Annotated in this window: 25 protein-coding genes; 4 read left to right on the forward strand and 21 right to left on the reverse strand. The window is 61.9% G+C overall.

Translation table 11 applies throughout. The features are described 5' to 3' along the window. Positions 1 to 14: 14 nt before the first annotated feature. Together C8264_RS07540 and C8264_RS07545 are read left to right on the forward strand one after the other, a co-directional pair. Positions 15 to 953, forward strand: coding sequence for a DUF6384 family protein (locus C8264_RS07540; RefSeq protein WP_108460373.1), 939 nt, complete (start codon positions 15 to 17; stop codon positions 951 to 953). A 4-nt stretch (positions 954 to 957) separates the two neighbouring features. Next, entirely contained in the window at positions 958 to 2496 is a 1539-nt protein-coding gene (locus tag C8264_RS07545; RefSeq protein ID WP_108460374.1) for a coiled-coil domain-containing protein, read from the forward strand. Positions 2497 to 2625: 129 nt separating this feature from the next. Here the strand turns inward: C8264_RS07545 and C8264_RS07550 are convergent, their stop codons facing one another. After that, on the reverse strand, positions 2626 to 3378 hold the full coding sequence (locus tag C8264_RS07550; protein ID WP_108460375.1) for an SDR family oxidoreductase: 753 nt from the start codon (positions 3376 to 3378) through the stop codon (positions 2626 to 2628). Between the two features lie 128 nt (positions 3379 to 3506). On the opposite strand from C8264_RS07550, the gene C8264_RS07555 reads away from it, so the two are divergent. Beyond that, a complete protein-coding gene (locus C8264_RS07555) occupies positions 3507 to 3902 on the forward strand; it encodes a winged helix-turn-helix transcriptional regulator (protein ID WP_245892994.1) in 396 nt (131 codons plus the stop codon). Here the strand turns inward: C8264_RS07555 and C8264_RS07560 are convergent. The 15 genes from C8264_RS07560 to C8264_RS07630 all read right to left on the reverse strand — a co-directional run bounded on the left by C8264_RS07560 (position 3899) and on the right by C8264_RS07630 (position 19153). Beyond that, positions 3899 to 4297 (reverse strand): VOC family protein, encoded by a 399-nt coding sequence (locus tag C8264_RS07560; RefSeq protein WP_162783505.1) that lies wholly within the window; start codon positions 4295 to 4297, stop codon positions 3899 to 3901. The genes C8264_RS07555 and C8264_RS07560 overlap by 4 nt on opposite strands. Positions 4298 to 4342: 45 nt before the next feature. After that, positions 4343 to 5101: an iron ABC transporter ATP-binding protein gene (locus C8264_RS07565; RefSeq protein ID WP_108460377.1), complete on the reverse strand. Its 759-nt coding sequence runs from the start codon at positions 5099 to 5101 to the stop codon at positions 4343 to 4345. Then, the gene (locus C8264_RS07570) at positions 5098 to 6210 is read right to left on the reverse strand and encodes an iron chelate uptake ABC transporter family permease subunit (RefSeq protein WP_245892980.1); all 1113 of its coding nucleotides are present in this window, start codon (positions 6208 to 6210) and stop codon (positions 5098 to 5100) included. Before C8264_RS07570 ends, C8264_RS07565 begins: the two co-directional genes overlap by 4 nt. Beyond that, positions 6200 to 7162, reverse strand: a complete 963-nt coding sequence (locus tag C8264_RS07575; protein ID WP_205245640.1) for an ABC transporter permease — start codon at positions 7160 to 7162, stop codon at positions 6200 to 6202. The genes C8264_RS07570 and C8264_RS07575 overlap by 11 nt, the downstream gene beginning before the upstream one ends. Positions 7163 to 7238: 76 nt before the next feature. Continuing rightward, on the reverse strand, positions 7239 to 8162 hold the full coding sequence (locus C8264_RS07580) for a siderophore ABC transporter substrate-binding protein (RefSeq protein ID WP_245892981.1): 924 nt from the start codon (positions 8160 to 8162) through the stop codon (positions 7239 to 7241). Between the two features lie 158 nt (positions 8163 to 8320). Next, positions 8321 to 8914, reverse strand: a complete 594-nt coding sequence (locus C8264_RS07585) for an SCO family protein (protein WP_108460379.1) — start codon at positions 8912 to 8914, stop codon at positions 8321 to 8323. A 2-nt stretch (positions 8915 to 8916) separates the two neighbouring features. Then, on the reverse strand, positions 8917 to 9399 hold the full coding sequence (locus tag C8264_RS07590) for a copper chaperone PCu(A)C (RefSeq protein WP_108460380.1): 483 nt from the start codon (positions 9397 to 9399) through the stop codon (positions 8917 to 8919). Between the two features lie 48 nt (positions 9400 to 9447). After that, positions 9448 to 9813: a hypothetical protein gene (locus C8264_RS07595; protein WP_162783506.1), complete on the reverse strand. Its 366-nt coding sequence runs from the start codon at positions 9811 to 9813 to the stop codon at positions 9448 to 9450. Between the two features lie 50 nt (positions 9814 to 9863). Further along, positions 9864 to 10799, reverse strand: a complete 936-nt coding sequence (locus C8264_RS07600; RefSeq protein WP_162783507.1) for a LysR family transcriptional regulator — start codon at positions 10797 to 10799, stop codon at positions 9864 to 9866. A gap of 38 nt (positions 10800 to 10837) precedes the next feature. After that, on the reverse strand, positions 10838 to 11575 hold the full coding sequence (locus C8264_RS07605; RefSeq protein WP_108460383.1) for a TSUP family transporter: 738 nt from the start codon (positions 11573 to 11575) through the stop codon (positions 10838 to 10840). 79 nt (positions 11576 to 11654) lie between these two features. Beyond that, positions 11655 to 12707 carry an ABC transporter ATP-binding protein gene (locus tag C8264_RS07610; RefSeq protein ID WP_108460384.1) on the reverse strand — a complete coding sequence of 351 codons (1053 nt, stop codon included), beginning with the start codon at positions 12705 to 12707 and terminating at the stop codon, positions 11655 to 11657. Between the two features lie 10 nt (positions 12708 to 12717). Next, positions 12718 to 15918, reverse strand: a complete 3201-nt coding sequence (locus tag C8264_RS07615; RefSeq protein ID WP_108460385.1) for a glycoside hydrolase family 38 N-terminal domain-containing protein — start codon at positions 15916 to 15918, stop codon at positions 12718 to 12720. Beyond that, a complete protein-coding gene (locus C8264_RS07620; RefSeq protein WP_108460386.1) occupies positions 15915 to 16730 on the reverse strand; it encodes a carbohydrate ABC transporter permease in 816 nt (271 codons plus the stop codon). The genes C8264_RS07615 and C8264_RS07620 overlap by 4 nt, the downstream gene beginning before the upstream one ends. Continuing rightward, complete coding sequence (locus C8264_RS07625; protein ID WP_108460387.1) at positions 16730 to 17620, reverse strand: carbohydrate ABC transporter permease; 891 nt, start codon at positions 17618 to 17620, stop codon at positions 16730 to 16732. Before C8264_RS07625 ends, C8264_RS07620 begins: the two co-directional genes overlap by 1 nt. A 216-nt stretch (positions 17621 to 17836) precedes the next feature. Continuing rightward, positions 17837 to 19153, reverse strand: a complete 1317-nt coding sequence (locus tag C8264_RS07630; protein WP_162783508.1) for an extracellular solute-binding protein — start codon at positions 19151 to 19153, stop codon at positions 17837 to 17839. Between the two features lie 281 nt (positions 19154 to 19434). On the opposite strand from C8264_RS07630, the gene C8264_RS07635 reads away from it, so the two are divergent. Next, positions 19435 to 20469 (forward strand): LacI family transcriptional regulator, encoded by a 1035-nt coding sequence (locus C8264_RS07635; RefSeq protein ID WP_108460389.1) that lies wholly within the window; start codon positions 19435 to 19437, stop codon positions 20467 to 20469. Between the two features lie 139 nt (positions 20470 to 20608). Here the strand turns inward: C8264_RS07635 and C8264_RS07640 are convergent, their stop codons facing one another. From C8264_RS07640 to C8264_RS07665, 5 genes are all read right to left on the reverse strand, one after another. Then, a complete protein-coding gene (locus tag C8264_RS07640; RefSeq protein ID WP_108460390.1) occupies positions 20609 to 21361 on the reverse strand; it encodes a ribonuclease activity regulator RraA in 753 nt (250 codons plus the stop codon). 10 nt (positions 21362 to 21371) lie between these two features. Continuing rightward, entirely contained in the window at positions 21372 to 22526 is a 1155-nt protein-coding gene (locus tag C8264_RS07645) for a mandelate racemase/muconate lactonizing enzyme family protein (protein ID WP_108460391.1), read from the reverse strand. Between the two features lie 320 nt (positions 22527 to 22846). Then, positions 22847 to 23944 carry an ABC transporter ATP-binding protein gene (locus C8264_RS07655; protein ID WP_108460393.1) on the reverse strand — a complete coding sequence of 366 codons (1098 nt, stop codon included), beginning with the start codon at positions 23942 to 23944 and terminating at the stop codon, positions 22847 to 22849. Positions 23945 to 23956: 12 nt separating this feature from the next. Then, positions 23957 to 24841, reverse strand: a complete 885-nt coding sequence (locus C8264_RS07660) for a carbohydrate ABC transporter permease (RefSeq protein ID WP_108460394.1) — start codon at positions 24839 to 24841, stop codon at positions 23957 to 23959. A 247-nt stretch (positions 24842 to 25088) separates the two neighbouring features. Further along, positions 25089 to 26048: a carbohydrate ABC transporter permease gene (locus C8264_RS07665; protein WP_425430670.1), complete on the reverse strand. Its 960-nt coding sequence runs from the start codon at positions 26046 to 26048 to the stop codon at positions 25089 to 25091. Between the last annotated feature and the right edge of the window lie 19 nt (positions 26049 to 26067).

Genomic DNA, 26067 nt, shown 5'->3' on the forward strand with positions numbered 1-26067 from the left:
GGTGAACGCCATCAATGAGTGACGTTACAGCGAAAACCGCTGCGCCTCTTGACGAAGTCATGCTGGCGATGGACGTGGTCGATACGCTCCGCCATCGCCAGGATCTGGCGACCCGCGAACTGGCCGGGGTGACGCGCGAGCAGCAATTGATCGACAAGCTGCGCGACATCTATCACCAGCAGGGTATCGAGGTTCCCGACCATATTCTGAAGGAAGGCGTCGCGGCGCTGGCGGAAAGCCGCTTCGTGTATGACCCGCCCAAGCCCGGTTTCAGCACCACGCTGGCGCGGCTCTATGTCGGCCGCGGCCGCTGGGGCAAGCCAGTGCTCGCCGCTGGAGCGCTGCTGCTGGTGGTGCTCGTTGGCTATTTCGGCATCTACCAGCCTTATCAGGCGGCGCAGGCCGAACAGGCGCGCATCGAGCTTGCCGAGGGTCTGCCCGCGCAGATGGACGCGCTGTACCAGACCATATTCGAGGAAACCAAGGTGCAGCAGGCCGTGCTGCAGGCGGAAACGCTGCGCCAGCGCGGCCATAGCCTGGCGGCAGAAGGCGACCGGGCCGGGGCCGCGCGTGCCGTGGCCGATCTGACGGCGCTGCGCGACCAGCTGCGGCAGGAATATGTGCTGCAGATCGTCAATCGTCCTGACGAGCAATCCGGCTTCTGGCGGTTCCCGGAGATCAATACCGCTGCCACCAATTACTATCTGGTGGTGGAAGCGCTCGATGGCGACGGCAAGGCACTGAGCATGCCGATCCGCAACGAGGAAAGCGGAGAGACCGAAACCGTCAGCCAATGGGGCGTGCGGGTGCCTGAAAGTGTCTATGAAGCCATTGTCACCGACAAGCAGGATGACGGAATCATCCAGAACAATGAACTGGGCCGGAAATCGGACGGGTTCCTCGACGTCGAATATAATTTGCCCGTGCTCGGCGGCGCAGTAACGCGGTGGTAGTTTCATGAGCATCCGCGGACCCGAAGCCCTGGCCAGCCTCGATGAGGCCATGCGCGACATCAGGCGCGAGGAAGACGAAATCTCCAAGCGCCTCGCCCGCTCCGCCGAGAGGATCGCCAAGATCAAGGAGGGCGAGGCAGAGCTGTTTCGCCAACTGGCGCAACTGCGCCTCGATCCGGCAATCCAGAGCGAACTGGATGGCGCCATTTCCTCGGCCGAGCTCAAGGCTCGCGGCATGCTCAAGAACCATGCCGCGGAGATGAGCCAGGCCGAGAAGTCTGTCGCCGACAGCGATGGCGTTTTGGCACGCCTGACGGCCGAGCGTGCCGAGGCGTTGCGCGCCTATGAAGGACACCAGGGGGAACTGAAGGCCCTGGCGGCCAGGTTTGGCGACACCATCGCGCGCGATCCGCAGTTTGCCGCCAAGCGCCGTCAGGCCAATGAACTCGCGGAAATTGCTGCCCAGTCGATGCGTAAGACAGAGCAGGCGGAGGCCGACCAGCAAGACAAGGGCAAGCCCTACCGAGACGATCCACTGTTCATGTATCTGTGGGAATCGGGCTATGGCACCGCCAGCTACCGCGCCAATAATCTGATCCGCTATTTCGATGGGCTGGTGGCCAATGTGGTCGGCTTCCAAAAGGCACGGCCCAATTTCACGATGCTGAACGAAATTCCGTTGCGCCTGAGGGAGCATGCGGAACGTCAAATCGAAATCGCCCAGGCAGCGGAAGCGGAAGTCGACGCCCTTGAAATGCAGGGCATCGACAATGCCGGCGGCAAGCCGCTGCGCGAGGCAATGGAAGCGGCACAGGCAAAGATCGACGCGCTGGATGCGCAGATCATTGCCGCCGAGGACCAGCGCGACGAGGCCACGAGGACCCTGGCGGAGTTTTCGCAAGGCGGCGATCCGGCCTTCGAGAGCGCGCTCGCCCAGCTGGCAACGGCCCTGGGCCGTGAGGACATCCAGACCCTGCTGGCAGAAGCACGCCGGACGCGAACCGCGCAGGACGATACCATCGTGGCGCAGATCGACGATGCGCGGGCGCGGGCCAAGGAAGAGGATGCCGAGACGCGCGAGCAGAAGGAGCGGCTCAAGACCCTTGCCGCCCGTCGCCGTGAACTCGAAGACATCCAATGGGAATTCAAGAAGCAGCGCTTCGATGACCCGCGCTCGACTTTCCGCGAGGAAAAGCTGGTGGGCGATTTGCTCAACGACTTTCTGCGCGGCGGCATTTCCGCGGCGTCCTATTGGGATCAATGGCAGCGCAGCCAAAACTGGAGCGCCGGCACATCGGACTGGGGCGGCGGGGTCGGGCTGCCCAATAATGGGCGGCAGTCGAACTCGCCATGGGGCGATGGCGGCGGCACGTTCAAGTGGCCCGACAGCAGCTTCGGCGGAAACTCCGGCAAGCGCCCGCGCAGCGGCGGTGGCTTCGGTGGCGGCTGGGGCGGGCGACCCTCCGGCGGTGGCGGCTTTTCGCGGCCTCGCACGGGCGGCGGCAAGAAATCGGGTGGCTTCAAGACGGGCGGCGGGTTCTAGTCCCTTCACCGCGCCTGTTTGCATCGGCTATTCCGGGCACTCGCAAAGGCAACAGAGTGCCCTCGGGTCAGACCCGAGGGTTCCGATCGTAGCTGGGCGGCCGGCGCGCATGCCGGCCGTTCAGACACTTCAGGCCGGGTTGATGAACCCGAATACCGCAGCGCCATTGCCGCTTTGTTCGGCGAAACGCTGGCGGTGGACGCGCTGCACGAGGACTTCGCCATTCTCCGGGCTTCCGGCCAGCAATTGCATGGTTTCGGCGATATAGGCGTCGAGCGGCATGGCGTTGGGGTCATTGGCCTGTTGCTCACCCTGCAGAGTGGTCTGCACGTAAGGCGGGGCGATTTCGATGACGTCGACGGCGGTATTGCGCAGCTGATAGCGCAGGGACTGCGTGTAGGAATGAATTGCGGCCTTGGTGGCGCTGTAGGTGGGCGTCGAGGCCTTGGGCACGAAGGCGAGGCCCGAAGACACCGTCATGATTGTGGCACGAGCCTGTTGCAGCAGGTGCGGGATCAGCGCGGCCGTTAGCCGGATCGGGCCCAGCAAATTGGTTGCGATGGTTGCCTCGGCGGTGTCGAGATAGTCGGGCGCGGCCAGGACATCCTCGTCCGCCATGATGCCGGCATTGTTGATGACGGCATTCAGCGCGGGATAGCGCTCGATCACCTCTGCGGCGAACCGCACGATATCGTCCTTGTCGGTCATATCGACCGTCAACGAGACCATGCCCGGATTGGCGGCAGTGACCTCATCCAGTGCCGCCTTGCGCCGGCCGGAGATGATCACCTGATTGCCCGCGTTGTGGAAGGCTTCGGCGAGGCCGCGGCCGATGCCGGAGCCGCCGCCAGTGATGAGAATGGTGTTGCCTGTGGTCTGCATCGAACTTCTCCTTGTTCTTGATGTGGGAGAAGTTAAGCGTCATACTCTCCATTCGGAAGTAGGCGCTCTAGAGTTCGATACATACCCAAAGGAGAGTGAAGGTGGCACAAGGCTCGGCGGCTCACAATATCTTCGACTGGACCGATCGCATTCCCGAGGGTCCACTGGATCCAGTGCTGCAAGCGCTGGTGCGGGACATCATCGGCAAGGTGGCCGACAAATGGACCATGCTGATCCTGGAAGCGCTGGAGGAGCATGGCACGTTGCGCTTCACCGATGTCGGCCGCAAGGTCGGCGACATCAGCCAGAAGATGCTGACCAAGACCCTGCGGCAGATGGAGGCCGACGGGCTGGTGGAACGCACCGTGCATCCGGTGATCCCGCCGCATGTCGATTACCAGCTGACCGAGATGGGCCGCAGCCTGGGCGGCGCGTTCTGTGGCGTGTGGCTATGGGCAGAGGCGCACCACGACCAGATCGAAGCGAGCCGAAAGGCGTTTGCGGCGCGACAGGCGGAAGGCTAGTTCGCTGGCGGCTGCGCCATCAATTCCCAGACATTGCCTTCGCTATCTTCGAAATAGGCCGAATAGCCCCATTCCGATTGCGTGCCATCCATGATGATGGCGCCGCCGGCGATCAGCACCTTGCGCAGAATCTCGTCAACTTCCGCGGGGCTCGTAGCCTGATGGCTGAGAACGAAGCCGGGTGTTCCGGCAACCGGGACTTCCTTTCCGGCGGTTTGCGCGATCTGCTCGCGCGGGAAGAGCACAAACGAGAAATCGTCGTCAAAGAAGAAGGCGACGTGATCTTCACCGGGCGCGATTTGCTCGTCGGAGATGTCGAAGAGGGCGCGATAGAAGGTGAAGGCCCGTTCCAGGTCGTCGACGCCGATGGTGATGATGGAGATCGATGGCTTCACGGCGGCACTCCCTGGCATGGATTCGATGGTCAGCCTAGCACGGCATCATTCGTAATAGAGACTGATCCGCTGCCCGCCGATCTCGTGCACCTTGATCTCCATGTCGTAGATTTCGGACAGCACTTTTGGCTGGATCATTTCGGCGGCGGGGCCCTGATTAGCGACCTTGCCGTTCTTCATGGCCACGATGTAGTCCGAATACCAGGACGCGAAATTGATATCGTGCAGGACAAGCACGACGGTCTTGCCCAATTCGTTCGCCGCGCGGCGCAGCAGCTTCATCATGCCCATGGCATGCTTCATGTCGAGATTGTTGAGCGGCTCGTCGAGCAGCACATAGTCGGTGTCCTGGCAGAGAACCATGGCCACGAACGCACGCTGGCGCTGGCCGCCGGAAAGCTCATCAAGAAAGCGGTCGGCAAGCTCAACAAGGTTGAGGTAGCCGATGGCGTCATCGATGTGCTGCTTGTCCTCGATCGTCAGGCGCCCCTTGGAATAAGGATAGCGGCCGAAACTTACGAGGTCGCGCACGGTGAGACGGGCCGTCATGTGGTTGTCCTGCCGCAGGATGGACAGGCGCCGCGCCAGCACGTCGCTTGGCGTCTTGGTAACATCGAGACCGTCCACCTTGACGGTGCCCATGTCCATGCTCATCAGCCGGCTGACCATGGACAGGAAGGTGGATTTACCCGCGCCATTGGGGCCGATGATGGAGGTGATGCCCCCTGCCGGCAGGGTGAGCGAAACGCCATCCACGACGCAGGCGCTGCCGTAATTCTTGGTGACGCCTTGTGCGACGATCATCGGGCGGCTCTCCGCAGGACAAGAAAGATGAAGACCACGCCGCCCAGGAATTCGATGATGATCGAGAGCGCGGTGTCGAAGGCGAATATGCGTTCCAGCACGGTCTGGCCGCCGACGAGGCACACTATCGCAAGCAGCACCGCCGCGGGCAGCACATATTTGTGATTGCTGGTGCCAACCAGGGAATGGGCCAGGCTCGCGACCAGCAGGCCAAAGAAGGTGATCGGGCCAACAAGCGCGGTCGACACCGCCACCAGAACCGACACCAGCATGAGGATGATGACGATGGTGCGCTTGTAATTGACGCCCAGATTGATGGCCTGCGAGCGGCCCAGCGACAGCACGTCATAAGTGTGCATCAGCCGCAACGCCACGACCGTCACGACCCCCACAATGAGACTGGAAACCAGCAGCAGCGACGCATCGACCGTAGCGAAGCTGGCAAAGAACGTATCCTGCAGCACATTGAAGGCATTGGGATCGAGCAGGCGCTGCATGAACTGGGCAAGGCTGCGGAACAGGATGCCAAAGACGATGCCGACCAGCACGAGCAGGTGCAGGCTGCGCTCCTCGCCCAGGAACAGCCAGCGAAACAGCAGGCCCGAAAAGGCGATCATGACCAGCACTTCGACGCCGAACTGCATTTGCGGATTGAGCGTGCCTAGCGCGCCGACGCCCAGGAAGAAGACGATCGACGTCTGGATCAGCACGTAGAGCGCATCGAACCCCATGATGGATGGCGTCAGGATGCGGTTGTTGGTTGCCGTCTGGAACAGGACGGTGGAGATCGCCACCGAATAGGCAACGAGGCACAGCGCCAGCAGCTTGCGGCCCCGAAAGGGTAACACGAAGTTCCAGCTGCCCTTGGCGCCGAGCGTCATGAAGCAAACGATGGAAATGACGGCGAGTAGGCCCAGCACCAGCAAGGCGACGACCGGGCGGGAGAGTGCAATGGACCAACCACCGCGTGCCCGACCTCCGGGTGCTCCACGATCCACGGCGTCATTCCCGCGAAAGCGGGAATCTCCCTCCGGCGCAGAAAGCGAGATTCCCGCTTTCGCGGGAATGACGCCGTGGGTGGGAATGGTCTTGGGCTGATCAGGCTGCATTGCGACGGGTCCTGAGCAAGAGATACAGGAAAATGGCGCTGCCGATGACGCCTACGACGACACTGATCGGGATCTCATAGGGCGCGCGCAGGATGCGGCCCAGAATATCGCAGGCAAGCACGAAGCCGGCGCCCATCACTGCTACCCACGGCACGGTGCGGCGCATGTTGTCACCGACCATGAGGCTGACAAGGTTTGGAATGATGAGGCCCAGGAATGGGATCGAGCCGACCGATACCAGCACGACGGCACTGACCAGCGACACGATGACGAGACCCAGCACCATGACGCGCTGGTAGTTGAGCCCCAGATTGGTGGTAAAATCCTTGCCCATGCCCGCGACGGTGAAACGGTCGGCCGCGACATAGGCGAGGATCGTGCAGCCCAGCCCGATCCAGAGCAGTTCATAGCGCCCGCGCAATATGCCCGAGAAATCGCCCATGTTCCAGGCGAGCAGCGACGCCAATAGCTCGAACCTATAGGCAAAGAACGTGGTGACCGCGCCGATGATACCGCCCAGCATGATGCCGACGAGCGGCACCAGCAGCGTGTCCCGTAGGGGCACGGCCCTCAGGATGCGCAGGAACAAGGCCGTTCCGGCCAGCGCGAAAGCCGCGGCGATCAGCATCTTGCCCATCAGCGGCCAGGCAGGAAAAAAGATGGTGGCGACCAGGAAGCCGAGGCTGGCGGATTCGGTGGTGCCGGCCGTGGAAGGCTCGACGAACCGGTTGCGCACGACCATCTGCATGACGAGGCCCGCCACGGCCATTGCCGCGCCGGACAGCACGATCGCCAGGGTGCGGGGAATGCGGCTGATCAACAGCACCTGCATGGCACGATCTTCGGCGCTGGACGACAGCAAGGCGCCGAGCGACACATCGCTGACGCCAACGAACAGGCTGGCGATAGCCAGCAGGATCGTCACGATGATTGCGCCTGCGAGAAGCCGCACGGGCGGGCCTTCCATAAAACGAGGAAGACCCGGCGGTTCGGGCAAACCGCCGGGCCAAGATTGTTAGGCGGTCAGATCAGGCGTTGAGACCAGCCAGAACCTGGTCGAGCAGCAGCATCAAACCCGAATAGCCATGCATGGTGATGTAGGCGGCCTGCGGGTCGAGGTAAACGATGTGACCTTCCTGGGAGGCCTTGGTCTGGTTGACCAGTTCGTTGTCGAGCAGCGCGGCAGCAGCGCCCGTGCTTTCGCCAACGCCGGCGTCGCGGTCGATCACGAAGAGCCAGTCCGGGTTGGCCTCAAGGATGAATTCGAACGAAACAGTGTCGCCGCCGTGGTCGCCATCATCGACTTCGCTCATGGGCGAAGGCATGCCGATTTCGTTGTGAATCCAGGAAACGCGGCTGTCGGGCCCATAGACGCCGACATTTCCGGCATTGGTCACCAGCACCAGTGCCGAGCCCCTGCCTTCGGCTGCGGCCTTCACTTCAGCGACCTTGGCATCGAGATTGCTGATCAGCTCGGCGGCCTTGTCCTCGACACCGAAAATCTCGCCGAGCTTGGTGATGTTGTCTTCCACCCCCTGGACCAGAGCGGCATTGGAAACCGACAGATCGATGGTGGGCAGGATTTCGGAGCCGGTCGGATAGGCCGTGCGCGAACGGGAGGCGACGATATAAAGGTCGGCTTCGGCGGCGGCGATGCCTTCGAAATCGGGCTCCTGGAGCGAACCGATCTTGAGCGCGTCAGCGGGTACGCTGTCGGCCAGATAGGCGGGGGCGTTGGAGCCCGGAACGCCGGCGACGGGGATACCCAGCGCCGTCAGATTGTCGAACGCTGCCCAATCTGAGACCAGCACCTTGCTCGGCACACCGGTGATGGTGGTTTCGCCCTGCGCATGCGTGATGGTCTTTTCCTGCGCAAAGGCCGGGAGAGCGGTAACGGACATGGCGCCAGCGACAAGCGCGGCCAGAATGGCAGAGGTGGGGGTGAGCTTCACAGCGACTTCCAATTCGAGGCGGACAAAAGAGTAGCGCAAAACATGAATGCACTTGTCGGCTTACTAACCAGCCCCGGCAGGAGTGTCAAAACTTAATATGATGATCCACATCATCTTAAATGCAGCCCGGCCGGAGGGTAGCCGGCCGAGCCATGAATTCAGCTTTTAGCCAGCAGATTGCGCAGCTTCTGCACGGCGACGGTGCTGTCTTCGCCATAGGCTATGGTGCCCTGAAATTCCCCCTTGGTATCGAGCAGGAACACCGAGGCGGTATGGTCCATGGTGTAGTCTTCCCCTTCGAGCGGCACTTTCTCGTAGTAGACGCCCCATGCCTTGGCGATCTTGGCGATCTCCTCAGGCGTGCCGGTAATGCCGGTGATGCGATCGGACACCCAACTCACATAGTCACCGAGGATAGCAGGCGTGTCCCGCTCAGGATCGACGGAAACGAAATACCCGCGCAAGTCGCTGCCCTCTTCGCCCAGTTGCTCGAACCAGGTCGACATTTCGGCCATGGTGGTGGGGCAGACTTCAGGGCAATGGGTGAAGCCGAAGAACAGGACGGACGGATGTCCCTCGAACATGTCCTGGTCAACCGGAGCGCCGTCCTGGTCGACGAGGCTATAGACGCCGCTGCCGAAGGTGGAGGCTGCTGGCTGCTGCGGCCGCAGGAACAGCGCCGCACTGGCTATCCCGAGCCCCAGGACCGCAACTGCAATCCAGAGCCCGATACGAACGGTCTTGATGGCCATGGCTAATGATCCATTGTGTGCGCGGCTTCGCGGGCGGCTGCACCCAGAACCGGCAGTTCGACATCGACCGTGCCGGCTTTCTCGAATGTCAGGGTCACGGTGACCGTCTCGCCTTCGACGAAAGCGCCGTTGAGGCCCATGAACATGATGTGAAGGCTGCCAGGCGCCAATTCGACGGTTTCCCCGGCCGGGATAACAAGGCCCTCTCCCAGGTGACGCATTTTCATGACGTCGCCTTCCATGGCCATTTCGTGGATCTGGGTGTCCTTGGCGATGCTCGACGCGGCCGAGACGAGCCGATCATCTTCGGTGCCGGTGTTCTCGATGCTCAGAAAGCCACCGCCGACCGGCGCATTGGGCAGGGTCGCGCGGCTGAATGGGCTCGAGATATTGATGGGGCCAAGATGGATGACGCCATCATGGGCGAAGGTGGGGGTGACAAGCAGAAGGGCAGCCGCAGCGGCGGCGCGAATGGTACGGAGCATGATATAGGTCCAGTTTCAGGATAGCTGAAGAGGCCGCGTGGCCGGAGTTCAGGCCTTGGCTGGAGGGCCTCGGGGCCCGTGTGGCGCCAGAAGGAGCGGTGGCGAAATAGCCGAAGCGCCCTGGGGCAGCCATGCCAGCTTTACCGGCAAATCATGGGCGAACGGCGCGGACGCAAGGGTTGGAAGGGCCAGATCATGCTTGCCGATGCCCGCAGCGGGGCATTTGCTGACCAGGATCTCACCGTCGCCGCCGGTCGTGCCTTGCGGCGTGCAGAGCACCCAGCCCGTTTCGATGGTGGAGTAACCCAGCTTCTCGAAGGCCAGCTGGCTGGCGCGCGCCTCGTGCAGCGGAGCAAGAATGGTGAGCAGATAGATCGCCAGCACGGCGAAAGCCGTTCCGATCTCTCTCATCATGCTGCGCTGCTTGCTCATAGGAGAAGTCGTATGCGGGTTTTGCGCTGCGCTCAATGGCCGTCTTGTCGCGGCGTGGGCACACTGGGCACATAGGTATCGCTGCAGAGCGTGATGAAGCTCTTCATGGCCGCCGAAAGCGGGCTCGATTTGCGACGCGCCACGAGCAGTTGCCGCAACGCCCAGGGTTCGGCCAGGGGTGCGCAGACCAGGTCGGTTCCGGCCAGGAGGTGCAGGCTGGTCGAGCGCAGGAACCCGATGCCGAAACCGGCTTCCACCATGCGCACCAGGGCCGGAAAGCTCTCGACGCTGACTGTGGTGTTGATCGGTTTGCCAGCCTTCTTGGCGGCTTCCCCGACCAGCCGATCCAGCGAGCCGGTGTGGTGGATGCCAACCATTGGATAGTCGATCACGGTATCGAAGGCGATGTCCTTGCGCGGCTGGATCTGGCTGGCAAGGGGATGATCGGGCGGGGCCAGAACCCAGACCCGATCATCCTCGAAAGGTTTGATCTCGAACCGGGTGAAATCATAATGATCGGAGACGATGGCGATATCGGCCCGGCCTTCGTCGAGCGACAGCAAGGCCTTGGCGGCGCCGGTTTCCTGAATGTCGATCCGGATGCCCTGGTGCTTGGCGGCGTAACGCGCCAAAAGCTCAGGCAAGCGGCCGGTGAGGGCCGAGCTGGTACAGGCAAGGCGCAGGCTGCCGCGCTGGCCGGACCCAAAATCGGCCATGACGGCGTCGAGGTCGGCGATGGCGCGCAGCACCGTGCGGCAGCCCTCGGCATAGGCCTCCCCCGCGGTGGTGAGCTTGACGCCATGCGCCGAGCGGTCGAACAGTACTACGCCCAGGCGGCTTTCGAGATCGGACACACGGCGGCTCACCGCCGATGAAGCAATGCCCTCGCGCTCGGCGGCGCGGCCGATGGAGCCGGTATCGGCCAAAAGCAGGATCAGGCGCGCCGTGACGCTGTCGAATGGTGCCATGTCATCTCCCCAGATGAGCGGCAACATAGCCGACAAGCTCAGATCAGCAAGAAAATGCCGCGGGCAAGATAGAAAATCCCGATTGCTGTTACGATCCAACGGGTCCAGGCTCGAAAATTGGCATCGGTCAGGCGCTGCAAAATCCAGTGTCCGGCGCTGGTGCCCGCGATGGCAAACGGTGCGGCCAGAGCGATGGCACCCCATTCGAGCGGCGTCAGCACCATGGTGGCGTTCCAATAGAAAACCACCTTCGCAGCGTGGGACACGACCTGTGTCGCAGCCTTGGTAGCAATGATCTTGCGGCGATCCATTTGGGTGCGGATGAAGAAGATGTCGACGGTGGGGCCGGAAACGCCCACCGCCAGGTTGAGCCCACCACCCAGGATACCGCAAAGGATCGCGTGATGGGGCTTGCTCGCGTCGAGCGCCAGCCAGCCTTTGGGGATCCAGACCAGTATCGGCAACAGGCCGATGGTGATGCAAACCGTTGCAAGATCAGGCGTGTAGCGGACGATGAACAGCACGATACCGGCTAAGAGCAGCCCCAGGCAGATATAGCCCAAAATGGCCCAATCGATGAAGGCGCGGGACAGGACTGCGCGAGAGCCATTGGCGACGATCTGAATGGCGCCTTGCACGGCAATGGCAGTGCCGACGGGCAGGATGGCCAGCAGAATGCCCAGGAGAACCAGGCCCCCCGCCATGCCGAACACGCCCGACAGGGTCGAGGTCAGAAATACCGAGACCAATAATGCCGCACCAACCCAGATCGCCAAGCAAACCTCCGCCGTTGCGGGCTTTCTGGGCTCGTTGGCGAATAGTGACTAGAACCGATTGGGCAAGAGGGGGTGCCGATCAGCGCAGGGCGCGGCCGGCTTCGTCAAACAGGTGCAGGGCTTCGGACGGAATGGCCATATGAATGGGCTGGTGCAGTTGCAGGTCCGGGGCGCCGTCGAGCTTGATGGTCATGAGGTCCCCGGTGCCGATCTCGACATAGGCCAGGGCGTATTCACCGAACTGTTCGATCACCGCGAGGGTACCGGTGAGGTCAGCCCTTTCGGGGCTGGCCAGGGTGACATGTTCGGGGCGAATGCCGATGGTTCTGACGCCCGCGCGACCCTCGATCAACTGCCGCAGCTTGGGGGAATTGGTTAGCATTCTGTTAGCATCGAGCGTGACGTCAAGGAAGTTCATGCGCTGATTGGCGATGAAGCCGGCGACGAAGGTGTTGACCGGGTTGCGGTAGAGCTCGAGCGGGGTGCCGACCTGCTCGATACGACCGGCATTGAGCACGACGATCCGGTCGGCCAGGGTCATGGCTTCCACCTGATCGTGGGTGACGTAGATCATGGTGGCGTCGAGCGTTTCGTGCAGCTTGGCGATCTCGATGCGGGTCTGGGCGCGCAACGACGCGTCGAGGTTGGAAAGGGGTTCGTCGAACAGGAACACCTGGGGATTGCGCACTATGGCGCGGCCGATGGCAACGCGCTGGCGCTGACCACCGGAAAGGGCCTTGGGCATGCGGTCGAGATAGTCTTCGATCTGGAGAATACGCGCAGCTTCGCGAACGCGCGTGTCGACCTCCTCCTTGGGCGTTTTGGCCAGTTTGAGGCCGAAGGCCATGTTGTCGTAGACGCTCATATGCGGGTAAAGCGCATAACTCTGGAACACCATGGCGATGCCCCGTTGGGGCGAGGGTACGTCATTGACCACCCTCCCCCCGATGGAAATCTCCCCGCCCGAAATCGGCTCCAGCCCGGCGATCATGCGCAGCAGCGTTGACTTGCCGCAGCCGGATGGACCGACAAAGACCACGAACTCGCCCGAGGCGATGTCGAGGTCCACGCCGTGAACGACTTCGAGGTTGCCGTAGGATTTGCGGATGCCGCGCAGGGAGACTTCAGCCATGGCGGGCTCCTCAGGTTTCGATCAGCAGGGTTGCGATTTCGAAGGGGCGGAGCGAGAGGGTGACGCTGTTGCCACTCAGCTCCAGCGGCTTGCCCTCCCCCTCCTCCATCAAATTGACGCTGCGGACAGATTTGACCGGAACGCCGAAAGTGATGGTGGCCTCGGCACGGATATTGGCGTGCTCAAAGATGCGCAGCACGATGGCGTCGGACTTCTCGGCCTTCTTGACGGTTTCAAGCGTGACGTTGGGCTGGTCGACGCTGGCGAAGCTGAAACTGCTGAGATCAGTGGCGGCAGCGGCAGCGGCCTTCAGTTCGCCGATGACCGCGACAGGATTGTTGAAGCGTTCGGCGGCGCGATGGACGTCGGCGAGGTCGGCGACGCCGTCATGGACGAACAGCGCATAGCGCAGGCGGTGTTCGCCCAGGTCAGCATCGGGGCTCGGGAAGGTGGAGCCACGGACAAGGGTCAGCCGGACGGATTGCTCGAAGCAGTCATAGGCGTATTTGCAGTCGTTGAGCAGGGCAATACCGAAGTCTGCTTCGCTCAAATCGACCCAACGGTGCATGGAGGCTTCGAAGCGTGCTTTGTCCCACGAGGTGTTGCGGTGGGTCGGGCGCCTGACATGGCCGAACTGGATTTCCGAGCGGATTTCGGAGGTATTGAGGTCGAACGGAAACTGCGCCTTGAGCACCGTCTGGCGCTCCTGCCAGTCGATAAAGGTATCGAACTCAACCTGGCGGGCTCCGGCGGCGAGGGAAATGACCTGCACGATCCTTGAGGCTTGATACTCACGTTCGACGCGGATAGCGGCGCGGTGCGGGCCGGTTTCGACCACGGAAATAGTGGACTTACCGTCAGCCAAAGGCCAGAACTGCTCCTCGAAATAGCGGTCGATATCCCAGGCGTCCCATTCCATCGGCTTGTCTTCATAGGCGATGAGGCGGTTGGCCCTTTCGCCCGCGGCGAGTGTCTCACGGTCACGCGTCTTGTCGAAGACGGAGGTGATCTCACCTGACTTGTCGAAGGTGACGCGGAGCAGTTCGTTCTCCAGATGGGTGCTAGAAACCGACAGCGTGGAGCTGGTGTTGGCAGCGCCGCCGGAAACGAGTTGCGCCGCAGTCCAGCCCAAGGGCGCAATGTCGGACACGGGCGAGACGAGTTCGGTCGCCCCATCCGCGCGGGTAATGGCCTGCACCGGATGGGTGCCGCTGGCCGTCGCGAGTGAGAGACCTTCAAGATCCGGCGCGCCGCCAATGGTCACAAGACCCGAACGGGTCTGGCCGGTGAAGTTGAACAGGCGCAGCTGGTCGGCGCCGGGTTTGCTGAACGCCTGCGCCGCAGCGTGCCAGGGCCCGTTTTGCGAGCCGAGGGTCGAGAAAATCTGACCATACTCGTTGTCGCTATCGACGTAGACTTCGGGAATGGAGGTCCCCGGCAGGATGTCGTGGAACTGGTTGATCAGTACCAGTTCCCAAAACTCGGCGAGCGTATCAGTGGGATAGGCTGCGCCGGTTTGGCTCAACGCCATCGCGCCAAGGAATTCGAGCTCGCGCAGCATGCGTTCGGCGCGGCGGTTATTGGCCTTGTTCTTGGCAACCGAGGTCAGCGTGCCACGGTGATATTGCAGGTACAACTCGCCATTCCAGGTCGGAAACTTATTGCCGGGCGCGTCCATCTTGGCGCCGAGCCGATCGAGGAACGGCACGATGCCTTCGAGCTTGACGCGAGGCGCCCCGGGAATGCCGCGCTGCAGGCGAATGCCGCGCTCGATCATGCCGCGCGTGGGGCCACCGCCGCCGTCGCCATAGCCATAGGACATGACGACCTCGTCGTGGACCGCCTTGGGCTCATAGCGTTTCCAGGCGCCCATGGTTTCCGAAACGGAGAGATCGCCATTATAGGTGGTGAAAATCTCATCGCTTTCAAAGCGCTGGGCAGTGATCAGTTGCGCCTTGGTGACCGTGCCATCGATGCCGCGCCAGTGGAAGCTGTCGTATGGGTGACGGTCGGTGTCGTTCCAGCTGAGCTTGGACGTGACGAAGTATTTCAGCCCCGACTTGTCCATGATCTGCGGCAGGTTCGCCGAATAGCCGAATGTATCTGGCAGCCATACCGTCCTGGGGTCGACGCCGAAATGCTCAAGGTGGAAGCGGCGGCCGCGCATGATCTGGCGAACAAGGGATTCGCCTGAGACGATGTTGACGTCCGGCTCCACCCACATGGCGCCTTCGATCTCGAACTGGCCGGATTTGACCTTGGCGAGCATGCGGTCCCAAAGCTCTGGATAGTCCTTCTTGAGGAAATCGAAGAGCACCGACTGGTTATACATGAAGATGAATTCGGGGTACTCCTCCATGAGGTTGAGCACCGTGGCGAAGGAGCGACCGGTCTTGTCGCGGGTGTGCATGACGCGCCAGAGCCAGCCGACATCCAGATGGGTCGAGCCGACAGCGGTAATCTGCGGCTGGGTTTCGGTATCGATGATCTCGTAGATTTCGGCCGCGATCCTTTCGGCATCCCCGAGCGATGCGGCGAAAGCTTCGGTGTGAGCGCCACGCCGATCCAGCGCACGAAGCGCCCGGTCAACGATGGCCAGAATGGCATGACGACGCGGGTCGGACTGGTGCAGGCGAATGGCCACGTCGAGCGGGGTTTGCAGGTCGTAGTAGAGTTTCTCGGCGCGCTCATTGCGTACGAAGAACTCGACCGTGAAGCCGACCAGGGGTCGCTCGAAGAAGGTGAATGCGTTGAGCAGCAGCGTGTGCGTATTGCCCGGCTTGGCGTCGCGTTCGATGACCAGTTCGGTGTGGTTTCCATCCAGCGCCTGGGCGATCTTGCCATCGATATAGGCAAGGCATTGCGGATCGGTCGAACCGGGGCGGTCCTGCCATTGGCTGGTGAATTTGAGCACCAGCGTCTGGCCGGCGGCGGCCTCCGGCACGGTAACTTCAGCGGCAAACCAGGTGTGGCCCTGCTTCTTGGCCCAGACGGAATGGGGGCCGAATTTTTCCCATGCCTGCCAATCGTCGGCCAGTGCTTGTTCGGTAGAAACGTCGGCGCGCTGCACATGCCACTGGAAAGGCGCGTCGGCAATCGGCGTCAGGATCTTGCACTGCAGGTCGGCGCAGAGCCGGAGCAGCTTTCCCTCCATCTTGAGGTCATCGTCCCCCAGGGCAAGCTTGGATGAGAGGGGATTGGAATAAGTCATCCTTTAACTCCGACACCGGCGAACCCTGTGTTCATGTTCCGCCGCAATAGAAAATAGACGCCGACCGCCGGCGCTGCGTAGATGATCGAATAGGCGGCAAGGAAACCGTAGTCGACGGCCCCCTGCTGCCCGAATGCTGCGTAAAGCCCCACCGACATGGGGAAGGCATCCTGCACCCGGGCAAAGATCAACGGCAGCAGGAACTCGTTCCATGCGCCGGTGAAAGAGAAAAACCAGACCACGGCAATGCCGGCGCGCGACATGGGCAGCACGATCTTGGTGACGATCTGAAAGAGGGAAGCCCCTTCGACATAGGCGGCTTCTTCAAGCTCGATCGGGACCGTATCGAAGAAGTTCTTGAGCAGCAGCAGGGTGAACGGCAGGTTCAAAATCGTTAGGGCGATAATGACGCCGAACTGGTTGAGCAGCCCCCCGCGCTGAGCCGCGAAATATAGGGGCACGAGAACGCCCGCCGAAGGCAGCATGCGCAGGAGCACCAGCGTCCACAGGAACGCATTGCGACCCGGTATCTTGAGGCGGGAAAGCGGATAGGCGGCGGCTATGCCGATCACGACGCTGAGCGTGGCGGTGCCTGCCGCAATCAGCATGGAATTGAGGAATTGCCGGCCGGCATTGCCGCTGACGGCCTGGGCAAAATTGTCGAGGCCGACAGCGCTGGGGATTTCGAGCTGGCCGGTGGACGCCGTATTGAAGGCGTTGAGGAACAGCCAGGAGAAAGGGCTGACCCAGATCACTGCCATGAAGGCCAGTGCGATGGCGGTGAGGCGGGAATGGGCGGGATTGGCTTCCATTATTTAGGCTCCCGCAACAGGCGCAGATAGAACAGTGACAGCACACCCACGATGACGAGCATGGCGACCGAAATGGCGCTGCCGTAGCCCAGATTGCCGCGTGAAAAACTCTGGAGATAGAGGTAGACGGCGAGAGTTTGCGTTTGCGTGCCCGGACCACCACCGGTCATGGCAAAGATCAGCGGGAAATAAGTGAAGGTCCAGATGGTGATGAACAGCATGTTGGTGGCGATGTGGGGTCGGATGATGGGCAGCATGACCAGCCAGATGCGCTGGAACGGGGTGGCACCGTCGACCTTTGCGGCTTCAACGACTTCGCGGGAGATGGAGTCGAGCGCCGCCGAGAACAGCAGATAGGACCAAGCCGTGCCTTTCCAGATATTGGCGATGGTGACGACGGGCAACGCATAGTCGTTGATGAGATTGATCGGCGGGAAGCCCAGCGGCACCACGATCAGCTGGTTGATGAGGCCGGTCTGGTTGGTTGTGGCCGACCACAGGAATGCCGCCACGATATCAGGCAGGAGCCAGCCCAGCATGATGCAGACTTCCACCACGCTCCTGATGGAAGAAGCACTGCCGCGCAGTGCCGCGGCGAGAAGAAAACCGAGCACGGACTGGCCGACAATGGCGGAGAAGAAAACGAAGATGACCGTGGTCCAGAGCGATTCAAGGAAACCGCGGCGGGTAAACAGGCGCTCGTAATTTTCGAAACCCACCCAGCTCCATTCAACAGCCTTGCGGCCCACCAGAGCCAGATCGGTGAAGGAGAAGGCAAAGGCCCAGGCCGTGAAATAAAGCAGCGCCCCGACCAGGAGCATCGCCGGCAACATGCCAAGACCCAGAACGAGGAGATTGCTGGTGAGCCAGGGATTGGCCTGGTTTTTCATGGGCGGTTACTCATTCACTCAGTCCCTCAACACACTCGGTGTCATCCCGGGCTCGACCCGGGATCCATCTTGAGATGCTTGTTCGAACCACCTGGGGCTGTTGCGAGATATCGAGATGGGCCCCGGCTCAAGGCAGGGGTGACAGCTCGGTGGAAAACCTCCGCCACGGCGGCACCCGGAGGACACTGGGCGCCGCCGCGTCGGGAGGGACCTGTTTTATTCGTAGGTGATGACGTTTTCCTCGCCGAACTCGTCCACCAGGGCGTCATGGTATTCCTGGATCGCGTCCTCGGCCGAGGCGCCGTCGAGAATATCGGCGGTTGCCTGCTGGATGAGGGCGGAAACGGTCTGGTAGCCGGGAACCGTATCGCGGCCGGTGGTGTCAGCCGCGAGCGCGGTTGCTTCAGCGAGGAATGGGTCCTCGGTATATTCCGGCGATTCCGAAATGTCGGTGCGCACGGCCATGCGGTGGTTGGCGAGCGTCCAGGCCTTGAAGTTCTCCTCGTCGAAGATGGCAGTCACGAGCTTGAAGGCCATGTCCTTGTCGGCGGCATTGGCGTTGATGCCAAGGGTCCAGCCCCCAGAAATATTGGTGGTTTCCTTAGTGCCGGGTTCGCCCGAGCCGGGCCATGGGGTCCAGCCGACCTGGGCGTCGCGTTCTTCGCGGCTGGGTGGGTTGTTGCAATCCCACAGGCATGCATCTTCCCACGACCCGGAGGCGAGAATGCCTAGGTTGTCATCGGCCAGGGCTTGGCGGACGGCGGCGGAGATATCGGTGGCGTAGTTGAGATCGGCCGGGTTCAGCTCACGCTCGACATAAACCTGGTGGTAAAGGTCGAAAGTGCGGCGCAGCGCCGGGCTGTCGCCGATCCACTGGTTGGTTTCGCGGTTGAGCAGGCGATTGCGATCGTCTTCGGGAACGTCGGCGCCAAGCAGAGCCATGTAGACGCCCTGCATGGTGGCGGCTTCCGCCTGCTTGGTGCCGGCGGGAAGCTGGAACGGGTATTGCACGCCCGCGTCCTTGAGCTTTTGCGCGGCATCGAGAATGTCGGCCCAGTTCTTGGGCTCCCACGGCATGGCGATGCCGGCTTTTTCGAAATTGGATTTATCGTACCAGAGCATGCGCACGTCGGTATCGGTGGGCAGGGCATAGACTTCGCCTTGGTAGGAGGCGACTTCGAGCAGGCCCGGGAGATAGTATTGGTACTGGTCCCATTCGGCAGCCATGGCGCCCAGCGGCTCGAGATAGCCGGCGGACGCCAGTTCGCTCACCATGAAACTGTCGATCAGATTGACGTCGGCGGCGGTGCCGGCACTCAGATCGAGCGCGATGCGCTGGTCATAGCCCTGCCCCGGCAGCTTGATCGCGTTGACGGTTTCCCCCGTCTCGGCCTCGAACTTCTCGATCCCTGACTCGATCAGGGCCGCGAAGGATTCCATGTACATGATCGATACTTCGGCACGCGCCGGTATCGCAGCCGCTGCAATCAGCGACAATGCGGCCACCGTGGTCAGAAAACCTCGTTTGAGCATCCACTCCTCCTTGTTTGCTCGCGCCACCTGTTGACGGGCGGCCCCTGCCGGAACCTCCATTCCGGACAGCAGCGAGGTAAACACAAGAGATGCAACGTTGCAACGTGTTTCTCTGCTGGGTCAGTGATAGTGACGTCTATTCATTATAACCCTTCAAATACAGACGCTTATAGCCTCTGAAGCGATTTCCGTCCGCCATTTGCCTAGCTATATCGTTGCAAAATTGGCCTGTTGGGTTTCTCGAAGTCTTTGTGTAAAACGGGCATGGGGATGACGAATTAATGAGCAGCAAGACCACATCGGACGGCCGCGGCGCCGGACAAGGCCAGCGCGTGACACTGCGCACCATTGCGGAGGTGACCGGGCTCAGCCTTTCGACGGTCTCGCTGTCGTTGCGCGGCGGCACCACGCTGAAGCAGGAAACGCGCGACAAGGTCGCCGAAGCCGCCAAATCGCTGGGCTATATTCCCGATCGCGCGGGCGTCCGCCTGCGCACTGGCAAGACCAACGTGATCGCGCTGGTGCTGGATGGGGCCGAAGATTCCATCGATTTTGCCCGCCAGATGATCCAGGGAATCGGGCACGCCATCAAGGGCACGCGCTACCATCTGACGGTGATCCCCGAATTCGAGCGGCACCTGTCGGCCGATACGATCCGCTATGTGCTGGATAACCGGACGGCCGATGGCGTCATCATCACCCATACCGGGCCGCGCGACAAACGCGTGCAGATGATGATCGACGCCGATTTTCCCTTCGTCAGCCACGGGCGCACGGAGTTCTATACCCCCCACCCCTACCATGACTTTCACTCGGAGGCCTTCGCTGCCATGGCCGTCGAGCGGCTGGCGAGCAAGGGCTGCAGCAAGGTGATGCTGGTGATCGGGGACGACAGCACCACCAACTACCACAACATCGTCACCGCCTTTCACAAGACCGCCGCCCGTGCCGGGATTGAAACGCAGGTGCTGGAAAACACCCAAGGGATGGCGCCCGCCGAGACGCGCAAGCTGGCGCTGGAACTGGCCCAGTCCCCCGACCGGCCGGACGGCATCATCTCCGATAGCGAAATGCGCACGATCTCGCTGGTCAGCGGCCTGCAGGATGGCGGGCTGGTGCTGGGTCGGGATGTGCACCTGGTCTACAAGCAGACCTCGGGCATATTGCCCACGCTGTTTCCGGCGCTGGACAGCATCCGCGAGGATGTGTTTTCGGCCGGAGGCGAGCTGACGCGATTGCTGCTGCAGCGGATCGCGGGTGCCGAGGTGGATACGCTGCAAACGCTGGCAGAGCCGCTGCCGCAGTGGCGGGGCTAGGCCATGGCAGACCTCATGGTGAGCTTGTCGAACCACGAGGTCTTTGCGCGGAAGGTGCCACGGCCCCGCCCTTCGACATCCTGAGCTTGTCGAAGGGTCAGGGTGAGGTCTACTGGGCGGCTGGAGTCAGAAGTCTACCCTAATGCCCCGGCACCTTGATGGGATTGACCTTCCGCCATTCGTCGTATTCCGGACGGGCGTCGTCGTGCAGGGGGTAATAGCGCTGGAGTGGCTCGCCGGCCATCAGCTTCATGCGTGAGAAATCTTCCCAGTCGTGCTGCTTGCTGGCGTTTTGCACCATTTGCTCGGCCAGATGCGCCGGAACGCAGACTGCGCCATCGTCGTCGGCGATGATGATGTCGCCGGGCATGACGGTGACGCCGCCGCAGGCGATAGGCGTGTTGACCGCAAAGGGCATGAGGTTGGTCTGGGTGTGGAAGTTTGGCGTCCAGCCGCGAATCCAGATCGGGATATCGAGCTTCTTGAGGTTCGGCTGGTCGCGCAGGCACCCGTCGATCACCATGCCGGCGCCGCCGCGGCCCTTGAAATAGGTCGACATCATATCCCCGAAAACCCCCGAGGACATGTCGCCCCGCGCGTCCACCACCACGATATCGCCCGCCTCCACATGATAGAGCACATGGCGGTGCAACTGCTTTTCAGGATCGGCATATTCGGTTTCGTTGTAGAGATCTTCGCGCTTTGGCATGAACTGCAGCGTCAGTGCGGGCCCGCAAATCGCCTTGCCGGGCGAGAAGGCAACCGGCCCCTGAATGTGGCAATTGCGGATGCCCATATGGGCGAGCGTCGAGGAAGCCGATGCCGCCCCGACCGCCAGGACAGCCTGGATGAGGTCTTTGGAGGGCCGTGTGATGCCAGGCGTATGCGTCATGATTTTGTCTCTACCAATTGGTGACTGAACCATCTGTGCGCCGCAGATGCGGTGCTTCCCAGAATTTGAATGTCTGCTGCTTCACCAGGTCCTCGTTGACCTCGACGCCCAACCCGGGCGCGTCGCTGACGTCGAAGACGGCGCCGTTGAGCATGGGCTGGGTGGTGAAAATCTCGGCATTGTCGAAGCCGTGATAAAGCTCGCCCGGGGAGGCGCGGGTTTCGAGCCAGGCGAAATTGGCGACTGCCGCCGAAAAGTGGATCGTGGCCGCCGTGCAGATGGGGCCGAGCGGATTGTGCGGCATCATGTCGACATAGTGCGCCTCGCTCCAGCCGGCGACTTTCATCGCCTCGGTCAGGCCACCGACATTGCAAACGTCGATCCGGTTGAACTGGTGAATGTCCCGTTCGATATAGGGTAGGAACTGCCATTTGCTGGCGAATTCCTCGCCGATGGCGAAGGGCACACCGGTCATCCGGCGCAGGGCTTCGTAGGCCTCCGGCGTTTCGTCACGAATGGGCTCTTCCAGGAAATCGAGCGTGCCGGAGGGCATTTTCTGGCAGAAGCTGGCGGCCTCAGCCACGGAAAGGCGGTGATGGTAATCGACGCCAAGAACCACATCGGCACCCAGTTCCTCGCGCGCCCTGGTGCACCATTTGGCGGTTTCACCGATGCTCTGGCGCGGTTCGTAGATTTCGGGATTTCCGTGGCCATGCGGAAACAGGCGAATGGTGTCCCAGCCGAGCGCCACAAGCTCCCTGGCCTGCTCGATCATTTCAGGGCCGCAGGGCCCGCGCGTCGTGGCAAAGGTGGGGATACGGTCACGCTGCTTGCCGCCGAGCAGTTGATAAACCGGCACGCCGAGCGCCTTGCCCTTGATATCGTGCAGGGCGATGTCGATGGCAGAAATGGCGGCGGTGAGCACGCGGCCGCCCTCGAAATACTGGCTGCGATACATCTCCTGCCACAGCGCGCCGATGCGCATGGGATCGCGGCCAAGCAGGAACTCGCGATAGTGCTCAATGGCGCCGAGCACGGCCTTTTCGCGGCCGGAAAGTCCGCTCTCACCCCAGCCATAAATGCCTTCGTCGGTCTCGATCTTGACAATGAGCTGGTTTCGGATGCCGACCCAGACTGGGTAAGGGATGATGGCGGTGATTTTCATGGGGTGGTCACATGGCAGGTGGCTGCCTCGCCATTGAACGGTAGCTCCCCCTTGATGGGCGGAGCATTCACCTTGGCCGCATGGATGAGATTTATCCCACCCACCGCGTTGCCCTCGGGCTTGACCCGAGGGCCATTTCCCCCAAGCACAACCGCTTCGGCAAGGGCTCCCCGGCTGTTCCTCGGGTCAAGCCCGAGGGCAGCACGGCGCTTTTGATGGCATCGCGCCAACCTGCCCCCACCCTTGATCCCTCCCCGCAAGGGGGAGGGTGTCGACTGAAGCGACCGGGGCAAGACATCCGTCATCATCGACGTACTTCCTCAAGCCGCCTGTAGCGCCATGGTGGTTTCTGCGTCGAACAGGTGCATGCGCTCCTGGTCGAACTCGATGAACACCTGCTCGTCGGGATGGATGACGACGCTGGGCTCGACCGAGATATTGACCACCGCGCCATTGATGAACACCTGCGCGAAGGTGACGTCGCCCGTGGGCTCCACCGTATAGACCTTGCCGGGCACGGAGCCAGGCACCTGCGTCTTGTGCAGCTTGAGGGTGGAGTGGCGGGCGCCGAGCACGATCTTGCTGGTGGTGGAACTCGCGGCCTTGCGCGCGTTCATGGGCGAAAGGGGAAGCTCCCAACCTTCGGGGCTACGCAGGGAAGCGTCGGTGCCGCTGGTGACGCCTTCGAGCGGAATGAGGCTCATGGCGGGGCTGCCGATGAAGCTGGCGACGAAGGTATTGATGGGATTGGCGAAGACGTTGGCCGGGGTGTCGTATTGCAGCAGGAAACCGCCATTCATCACGGCCATCTTGTCGGCCATGGTGACGGCCTCGAGCTGGTCGTGCGTCACATAGACGATGGTGGCGTTGAGGTTGTGGTGGAAGCGCTTGATCTCGCTTCGCATCTGTACGCGCAGCTTGGCGTCGAGGTTGGAGAGCGGCTCGTCCATCAGGAACACCGCCGGGTCACGCACCAGGGCGCGTCCCAACGCGACGCGCTGCTGCTGGCCACCCGAGAGTTCGCGCGGCTTGCGCTCGAGCAGATGGGTGATGTCGAGCAGCTTGGCCGCATCCCTGACCTTCTGGTCGATCTGGTCTTTCGGCAGCTTGCGCATCTGCAGCGGGAAGGCCAGGTTTTTGAACACGGTCTTGTTGGGATAGAGCGCGTAATTCTGGAACACCATGGCGATGTCCCGGTCCTTGGGGTCGAGATCGTTGACCACGCGATCGCCGATGACGATGTCGCCGCCCGACATCGGCAGCAGTCCCGCGATAAGATTGAGTGTCGTGGTCTTGCCACAGCCGGAGGGGCCGACCAGGGCGACGAATTCGCCGTCATTGACGGTCAGGGACACATCGTTGACCGCATAGAGCGGGCCATAATTCTTCATCACACGCTGGAGGACGATCTCAGCCATCGGCAAGTTCCTTTAGTGTTTGACGGCGCCTTCGGTGAGGGCACGGACGAAGTATTTCTGCAGGACGAGGAAGAGCACGACCACGGGCACGCTCATCATGAAGGTTGCGGCCATCAGGCCCGGCCAGTCCGTCGCGAATTCGGTGAAGAAGCGCTGGATGCCCACCGGCAGCGTCATCTGGTCGTCGCGGGACAGGAAGGTGTAGGCGTAGACGTATTCGTTCCAGGCGCCGATGAAGGAAAAGATCGAGGTGGCGATGATGCCGGGGGTCGAAAGCGGCATGACGATCAGGAGGAACGCCTGGAAGCGCGTGGCGCCGTCGATCCGGGCGGCCTGTTCGAGCTGGATCGGGATATTGTCGTAGAACCCCTTGAGCAGCCAGATCGAGAGCGGCAGGCCGAAGGTCAGATAGGTCAGGATCAGCGAGCCGTGGGTATTGACCAGGCCCAACCAGCGCATCAGCAGGAACAGCGGCATCAGGAACACCACCGCCGGAAACATGTTGCGCACCAAGACGCCAAAAAACAGGAAGTTGCGGCCGGGAAAGCGGAAGCGCGAGAACGCGTAGGCGGCGGGCACGGCGACCACGACACCCAATATGGTGGTCAGCAGCGAAACGTAAAAGCTGTTCCAGAAGTAGCGCAGGAAATCCGCGCCCACGCGATTGGTGGGATCGAGCAGCTTGAAATAATTGTTGAGCGTCGGCTCGGCCGGCCACCATTGCGGGGGGTATTGCATGGCGGCGAACTGGGACTTCACCGAAGTCAGGATCATCCAGGCCATGGGCAGCACGGTGAAGATCAAAAGGAAGGTGAGAAAGAACCGCCCGGCCCAACGCCACCAGTCGATGGGCTTTTTGACGACGGGGCGGGTTCGCTGGAGGGTTATGTCGGTCATGGGTGGGCTCCTGGGAATGAGTCCGGCAATCGCCGACCGGACTCGTCCCTCAAGCGCAGGGCAATTGCATGCGGCCGGTGGCACGAAGCGGCAGCGTGGGCCGGCCGAGCCTCCCTCCCCCTTGCGGGGAGGGAATGAGGGAGGGGGTGCGACAGCCCGAATATCGCGGCCAAACCACCCCCACCCTTGATCCCTCCCCGCAGGGGGGGGGGAGACGACTGACACATTGCGAGCCACAGCATAGTCATCACCCTGCCCTCGCTTCGTCGCCGCGCGTCAGCGCTTTCACGTAGAAATAACCCAGCGCCATCATGACCACGAACAGGATCACCGCGTAGGCCGAGGCGATGCCCCATTGCTGACGGCCGAAGGCGAGCTGATAAATGTGCGTAATCCAGATGTGCGAGGCGTCGGCAGGCCCGCCGCCAGTCATCACGAAGGGGATGATAAAGGAGTTGAAATTGGCCACCATCAGCAGGAGCACGGTGACCATGGAGACGCCCTTCAAATGGGGGAAGGTCACGTGCCAGAAGCGGTTCCAGGCATTGGCGCCATCGACCTGGGCGGCGCGGATGAGCTGATCGGGCACGGTCTGCAGGCCCGCCATGAGCATGACCATGGCGAAGGAAAACTCCTTCCAGATATTGACCACGATCAGCGAGGCGAGGACCGTTTGGCGGTTATCGAGGAAATTGATCGGCTCGTCGGTGAAGCCCAGCTGCACCGAGATGGCGCCGATAACCCCGAAATCGGAGTGGTAGAGCCATTTCCACACATAGGAGGCGGCCACCGCGCTGATGACATAGGGGATCAGCAGCAGGGCGCGCATGACGCCGCGGCCGATGAACTCACGATGCAGCGACAGCGCCGCGCCAAGCCCGAGCAGGAAGGCAAAGAAGGTGGAGGCGGCGGTCCAGATTATGGTCTGGATGGTCACCTCGTGAAACACCGAGGAGCTGAGGACCGTGCGGTAATTGTCGATGCCGGTCCAGATCTTGTCCCGCATCTGCAGATTGGGCGGGGTGCGGAAGAAACTCAGCTCGATCGTGTAGTAGATGGGAAACGCAATCACCACTAGCATGACGATAATGGCCGGCAGCACATAGAGATAATCTGTGCGGTGGGCGATGACGCGGCTGAGAATGCTTGGCCGTTTCGCCACCTGGCCGATCAGCGGGCGCGTGGCCTGTCCGGTCGCAATGCTCACGGAGCCGTCCTTTCTTGCC

This window comes from Devosia naphthalenivorans, from assembly GCF_003056355.1.
GTDB lineage: Bacteria > Pseudomonadota > Alphaproteobacteria > Rhizobiales > Devosiaceae > Devosia > Devosia naphthalenivorans.

Bases quoted from the DNA above. Each gene is read 5' to 3' on its own strand.
- C8264_RS07655 (WP_108460393.1), bottom strand. From the start codon at position 23,944: ATGGCTGAGATCGTCCTCCAGCGTGTGATGAAGAATTATGGCCCGCTC.
- C8264_RS07660 (WP_108460394.1), bottom strand. From the start codon at position 24,841: ATGACCGACATAACCCTCCAGCGAACCCGCCCCGTCGTCAAAAAGCCC.
- C8264_RS07565 (WP_108460377.1), bottom strand. From the start codon at position 5,101: ATGATCGTCGCACAAGGCGTCACCAAGAATTACGGCAGCGCCTGCGTC.
- C8264_RS07540 (WP_108460373.1), top strand. From the start codon at position 15: ATGAGTGACGTTACAGCGAAAACCGCTGCGCCTCTTGACGAAGTCATG.
- C8264_RS07550 (WP_108460375.1), bottom strand. From the start codon at position 3,378: ATGCAGACCACAGGCAACACCATTCTCATCACTGGCGGCGGCTCCGGC.
- C8264_RS07570 (WP_245892980.1), bottom strand. From the start codon at position 6,210: ATGCAGCCTGATCAGCCCAAGACCATTCCCACCCACGGCGTCATTCCC.
- C8264_RS07545 (WP_108460374.1), top strand. From the start codon at position 958: ATGAGCATCCGCGGACCCGAAGCCCTGGCCAGCCTCGATGAGGCCATG.
- C8264_RS07610 (WP_108460384.1), bottom strand. From the start codon at position 12,707: ATGGCTGAAGTCTCCCTGCGCGGCATCCGCAAATCCTACGGCAACCTC.
- C8264_RS07640 (WP_108460390.1), bottom strand. From the start codon at position 21,361: ATGACGCATACGCCTGGCATCACACGGCCCTCCAAAGACCTCATCCAG.
- C8264_RS07585 (WP_108460379.1), bottom strand. From the start codon at position 8,914: ATGGCCATCAAGACCGTTCGTATCGGGCTCTGGATTGCAGTTGCGGTC.
- C8264_RS07590 (WP_108460380.1), bottom strand. From the start codon at position 9,399: ATGCTCCGTACCATTCGCGCCGCCGCTGCGGCTGCCCTTCTGCTTGTC.
- C8264_RS07615 (WP_108460385.1), bottom strand. From the start codon at position 15,918: ATGACTTATTCCAATCCCCTCTCATCCAAGCTTGCCCTGGGGGACGAT.
- C8264_RS07630 (WP_162783508.1), bottom strand. From the start codon at position 19,153: ATGCTCAAACGAGGTTTTCTGACCACGGTGGCCGCATTGTCGCTGATT.
- C8264_RS07620 (WP_108460386.1), bottom strand. From the start codon at position 16,730: ATGGAAGCCAATCCCGCCCATTCCCGCCTCACCGCCATCGCACTGGCC.
- C8264_RS07600 (WP_162783507.1), bottom strand. From the start codon at position 10,799: ATGGCACCATTCGACAGCGTCACGGCGCGCCTGATCCTGCTTTTGGCC.
- C8264_RS07635 (WP_108460389.1), top strand. From the start codon at position 19,435: ATGAGCAGCAAGACCACATCGGACGGCCGCGGCGCCGGACAAGGCCAG.
- C8264_RS07595 (WP_162783506.1), bottom strand. From the start codon at position 9,813: ATGATGAGAGAGATCGGAACGGCTTTCGCCGTGCTGGCGATCTATCTG.
- C8264_RS07645 (WP_108460391.1), bottom strand. From the start codon at position 22,526: ATGAAAATCACCGCCATCATCCCTTACCCAGTCTGGGTCGGCATCCGA.
- C8264_RS07625 (WP_108460387.1), bottom strand. From the start codon at position 17,620: ATGAAAAACCAGGCCAATCCCTGGCTCACCAGCAATCTCCTCGTTCTG.